The organism is Alcanivorax sp. (assembly GCF_014762765.1).
Lineage (GTDB): Bacteria > Pseudomonadota > Gammaproteobacteria > Pseudomonadales > Alcanivoracaceae > Alcanivorax.
The window spans coordinates 4,304-8,807 of record NZ_JABURH010000141.1; the positions used below are offsets into that span (position 1 = coordinate 4,304).

4 protein-coding genes and 1 pseudogene are annotated in these 4,504 nt (G+C 61.1%); 2 read left to right on the forward strand and 3 right to left on the reverse strand.

The features are described 5' to 3' along the window. Positions 1 to 124: 124 nt before the first annotated feature. Both rlmJ and nhaC read left to right on the forward strand, forming a co-directional pair. Complete coding sequence (gene rlmJ, locus HUJ17_RS09935) at positions 125 to 967, forward strand: 23S rRNA (adenine(2030)-N(6))-methyltransferase RlmJ (RefSeq protein WP_290510547.1); 843 nt, start codon at positions 125 to 127, stop codon at positions 965 to 967. Positions 968 to 1,182: 215 nt separating this feature from the next. Continuing rightward, on the forward strand, positions 1,183 to 2,667 hold the full coding sequence (gene nhaC / locus HUJ17_RS09940) for a Na+/H+ antiporter NhaC (protein ID WP_290510548.1): 1,485 nt from the start codon (positions 1,183 to 1,185) through the stop codon (positions 2,665 to 2,667). Positions 2,668 to 2,670: 3 nt separating this feature from the next. Here nhaC and lysA read toward each other — a convergent pair whose 3' ends face one another. The 3 genes and pseudogenes from lysA to HUJ17_RS09955 form a co-directional block, all read right to left on the reverse strand. Continuing rightward, positions 2,671 to 3,912 carry a diaminopimelate decarboxylase gene (gene lysA, locus HUJ17_RS09945; protein WP_062815618.1) on the reverse strand — a complete coding sequence of 414 codons (1,242 nt, stop codon included), beginning with the start codon at positions 3,910 to 3,912 and terminating at the stop codon, positions 2,671 to 2,673. Between the two features lie 2 nt (positions 3,913 to 3,914). Further along, on the reverse strand, positions 3,915 to 4,082 hold the full coding sequence (locus tag HUJ17_RS09950) for a lipoprotein (protein WP_290510549.1): 168 nt from the start codon (positions 4,080 to 4,082) through the stop codon (positions 3,915 to 3,917). Between the two features lie 95 nt (positions 4,083 to 4,177). Further along, positions 4,178 to 4,504 (reverse strand): annotated as a pseudogene (locus tag HUJ17_RS09955) (argininosuccinate lyase); the annotation flags it as partial.

Genomic DNA, 4,504 nt, shown 5'->3' on the forward strand with positions numbered 1-4,504 from the left:
GCGCCTCAAGAGGCGCTCCTACAGGGAGCCCTGTAGAAACATCCATATGATGCAGCCAGCGACGTTCCTATGCTGGGCGGCATTCGGTGTACAATACGCTCTTACACTTCTTCAGGTTGTCACCATGCTTTCCTACCGCCACAGCTACCACGCCGGCAATTTTGCCGATGTCCTCAAGCACATCGTCCAGGTGGCGATCATTGAGTACCTGAAAAAGAAGGATAAACCCTTCACGGTGCATGATACCCATGCCGGGGCAGGCAGCTATGCCATTGCCAGTGATCACATGCAGAAGACCGGGGAATACCGGGACGGCATTGCCCGGCTGTTGGATAACCGCACCGGTGTGGGGGTGATTGACCAGTACGTGGCGCTGGTGAAAAAACTCAACCCGGTGGGCAAGCTCACCGAGTATCCGGGTTCGCCGCTGATCAGCGCCAGCCTGTTGCGCGAGCAGGATCGGCTGCAGTGTTCGGAGCTGCACAGTACCGATTTCGAGTTGCTTCAGCGTCGCTTTGCCGATGACAAGCGGGTGCGTGTGGAAAAGCTGGACGCCTGGCAGGGATTCAAGGCCATGCTGCCGCCCCAGCATCGCCGTGGATTGGTGCTGATCGATCCTTCCTATGAAATGGAAGCGGATTACCTCGGTCTGTTGCCGGCGCTGCAGATGGCCATGGAGCGCTTCTCCACCGCCACCTATGCCATCTGGTACCCGGTGCTGGATCGCAACCGCACCGAGAGTTTCATCCGCCGCTTCGTCAAGGCCGAGATCCCCAACCTGCTGCGGGTGGAATGCTGTCCGCGCCCGGATGCCTCCGGCCGTGGCATGACCGGCTCCGGCATGCTGATCGTCAATCCGCCTTACACGCTGGCCCAGCATATGGCCCAGGCCATGCCTGTGCTCAAGAGTGCCCTGTGCGAACCCAACGGCCATACGCTGGTAAAAGAGCTCACCGGCGAGGCCTGACAGCCTTAACAAAATAGGGTGCGATGAGGTATGTGAATCGCATTGGGCGGGGGAGTCAGGCACTCGCCTTGTCAGGCCGACCACCGGCAATGCGCCTTCGCCAGGGTGCTGGTAGACTGCGCCGCTTTTCGTGCCGCCGGTAAGTGCTTACTCGCCGGCGAAGGCCCATAACGGGAAAGAGAGCAACCGGACAGACAGCCGTCTGTAAGCCTGCCATGACACAGTCCTCTTCACATCGCCGCCCCAGCCTGTTCGATGCCCTGCTGCCTATAGTTGTGCTGGTGGCGCTGTTGGCGGCAGCGGTGTACCTGTTCGGCGACAGTGCTTCTTCCGGACCCAACCAGATTGCCCTGTTACTTTGTGCCGGGCTGGCCTCGCTGATCGCTTTCAAGAATGGTATGTCCTGGCGGGAAATCGAGACCGCCATGATCAAGGGCATTGCCGTGGCCCTGGGCGCGGTGCTGATTCTGCTCAGTGTCGGGGCATTAATTGGTACCTGGCGGCTGGCCGGCATTGTGCCGTCGCTGATCTATTTCGGACTGGAGCTGATGAACCCGGCCCTGTTCTATGCAGCGGCCTGCCTGATTTGCGCCATTATTGCCCTGAGTATCGGCTCCAGTTGGACAGTGGCGGCCACCGTTGGGGTGGCACTGATCGGGGTGGCCAACGGCCTGGGGTTATCGCTGCCGGTGGCCGCGGGGGCGGTGGTGTCTGGAGCCTATTTCGGCGACAAGATTTCGCCGCTGTCGGAAACCACCAATCTGGCACCGGCGGTGGCAGGCTCGGATCTGTTCGAGCATATCCGCCTGATGCTGTGGACCACGGTGCCCTCCATTGTCATCGCCCTGCTGATTTTCCTGTTCATGGGCTTTAACGCGGAGGTAGCCGGTGACACGGTGGATCGCATCCGCCCGCTACTGGCCGGCCTGGATAACCAGTTCCATATTTCCTTTCTGCATCTGATTCCCCTGCTGGTGCTGCTGGTACTGGCGCTCAAGCGCATGCCGGCGCTGCCGGCGATCTTCCTGGGGGCCTTGCTGGGTGGCATTTGGGCGCTGTTGTTCCAGCCCGAGGCCATTGCCGCCCAGGCGGGCGTGGCGCAGGCGGATATGGTGGCGTCACTGAAAGTGGTGTGGCAGACCTTTTATGCCGGTATCACGGTGGAAACCGGCGATGCGGCGCTCAATGATCTGCTGTCCGGTGGCGGCATGGCGTCCATGCTCAATACGGTATGGCTGATTCTCTGTGCCATGACGTTCGGGGCGGTGATGGAACATGCCGGTTTGCTGGCGAAGTTGATTGAAGGCTTGCTGGCGATGGTGAAGGGCGCGGCGGGGCTCATTGCGGCCACCTTGGCCACCTGTCTGGGCAGCAACATTCTCACTGCAGATCAGTACATTTCCATCATCATGCCCGGGCGCATGTTCCGTGAGGCCTATGAAAGGGAAGGGCTGGCGCCGGTGAATCTGTCCCGGGCGCTGGAGGACGGTGGCACTATCACCAGCCCGCTGATTCCCTGGAATACCTGCGGGGCCTACATGCAGTCGGTGCTGCTGGTGCCGGTGACGGATTATCTGTTCTTTGCGTTTTTCAACCTGATCAACCCGCTGCTGGCGCTGGTGTATGCCTGGCTGGGAATCAAGGTGCTGCGCCTGACCCCGCCGGCGGTGGCCGGCGAGGGGCGAGTGTCGGAAGGGTAGATTTCAGGGCAACAAGGATTCCAGCTTCAGCTGGTCCTCAACGGTTTCCCGCTGGCGCACTACAAAGGCCTGGTCGCCATCCACCATGACTTCGGCGGGGCGGTTGCGGCTGTTGTAGTTGCTGGCCATGGCAAAACCGTAGGCGCCGGCGCTGCGTACCGCCAACAGGTCGCCGGTCTCCAGGGACAGGGCCCGGTCCTTGCCAAGAAAGTCACCGGTCTCGCAGACCGGGCCGACGATATCCCAGTCGCGACAATCCGCATCATGGGGTTTGACCGGCACGATGTTCTGCCAGGCCGAATACAGGCTCGGGCGGATCAGGTCGTTCATGGCACCGTCGACAATGGCGAAGTTCTTGTGTTCGGTGGGCTTGAGGAACAGTACCTGGGTGACAAAGATACCGGCGTTGGCGGCAATGGCCCGGCCCGGCTCGATGTGTACCGGCAGGTCGCCGGGGATGTGCTTGAGCAGGGCCTGCACGTAATCGGCCGGCGCCGGTGGCGCTTCCTCGTTGTAGGTGACGCCCAGGCCACCGCCCAGATCCAGATGGTGAATTTCGATACCCAGGTGCTGTAGCTGATCCAGCAGTTTGAGCACCCGCTCCAGGGCATCTTCGAACGGAGACAGCTTGGTCAGCTGGCTGCCGATATGGCAATCGATGCCCAGTACCTTGATGTGCGGCAACTCGGCGGCGCGCTGATACAGCGCCGGTGCCTTGGCGATATCCACACCGAACTTGTTGTCCTTCAGACCGGTGGATATGTAGGGGTGGGTCTGGGCGTCCACATCCGGGTTCACGCGAATGGCGATGGGCGCTTCACGATCCAGTTCTCCGGCTACCAGGTTGAGCAGTTCCAGCTCAGCGGCGGATTCCACGTTGAAGCAGTGAATGTTGGCTTTCAGGGCGGCGGCCATTTCATCGGCGGTTTTGCCAACGCCGGAAAATACGATCTTGTCCGGATCGCCGCCGGCCCGCAGTACCCGCTCCAGCTCGCCGCCAGAGACGATATCAAAGCCGGCGCCGCAGCGGGCCAGCACGTTTAGTACCGCCAGGTTGGAGTTGGCTTTTACCGCATAACAGACCTGGTGGGGATGGTCCCCAAAGGCCTCGTCAAAGGCCTGGAAGTGACGCTCCAGGGTGGCGCGGGAGTAGAGATACAGCGGTGTGCCGAAGCGGTCCGCCAGTTGTTCTACCGGCAGTTCTTCAGCGAACAGCTCGCCGTCGCGGTACTGAAAGTGATCCATGATTATTCCTGTTCCCCGTCATCCTGGTCGGATACGGCGGGTTGGTCGGTGTTGTCGTCCTGTGCCTCTGCGGGCTCGGCAGCGGGTTCCTGGGGGGCGAAGTACAGCGGGCCTTTCTGGCCACAGCCAGCCAGCAGAACGACAAATAGCAGGGTGATGATACGCATCATCAAACTCCGAATGTGCGTGCGAAGGCGGATAGCGTGGCGCTTCCCCCTCGACGAAGGGTGGCGGAAAGGGCCGCGCCCTGTCCGCCCGAGGTTGATCAGTTACCGGTATTGTCCAGCGCTTGCCGGGCACGGGCAACTGCGGCACGCACCTGATCCGGGGCGGTGCCGCCGATATGGTTACGGGCGCTCACCGAGCCTTCCAGGGTCAGCACGTCGAACACGTCGTCTTCGATCTGATCACTGAATTGTTTCAGTTCAGACAGGGACATGTCGCTCAAGTCCTTCTTCTTTTCTACTCCGTAGGCCACGGCCTTGCCAACGATTTCGTGGGAGTCGCGGAAGGCAATGCCCTTGCGTACCAGGTAGTCGGCCAGGTCGGTGGCGGTGGCGAAGCCGCGGCGGGCCGCTTCGCGCATCACTTC

Coding starts and splice junctions, on each gene's coding strand:
- HUJ17_RS09950 (WP_290510549.1), bottom strand. CDS start 4,082: ATGATGCGTATCATCACCCTGCTATTTGTCGTTCTGCTGGCTGGCTGT.
- rlmJ (WP_290510547.1), top strand. CDS start 125: ATGCTTTCCTACCGCCACAGCTACCACGCCGGCAATTTTGCCGATGTC.
- lysA (WP_062815618.1), bottom strand. CDS start 3,912: ATGGATCACTTTCAGTACCGCGACGGCGAGCTGTTCGCTGAAGAACTG.
- nhaC (WP_290510548.1), top strand. CDS start 1,183: ATGACACAGTCCTCTTCACATCGCCGCCCCAGCCTGTTCGATGCCCTG.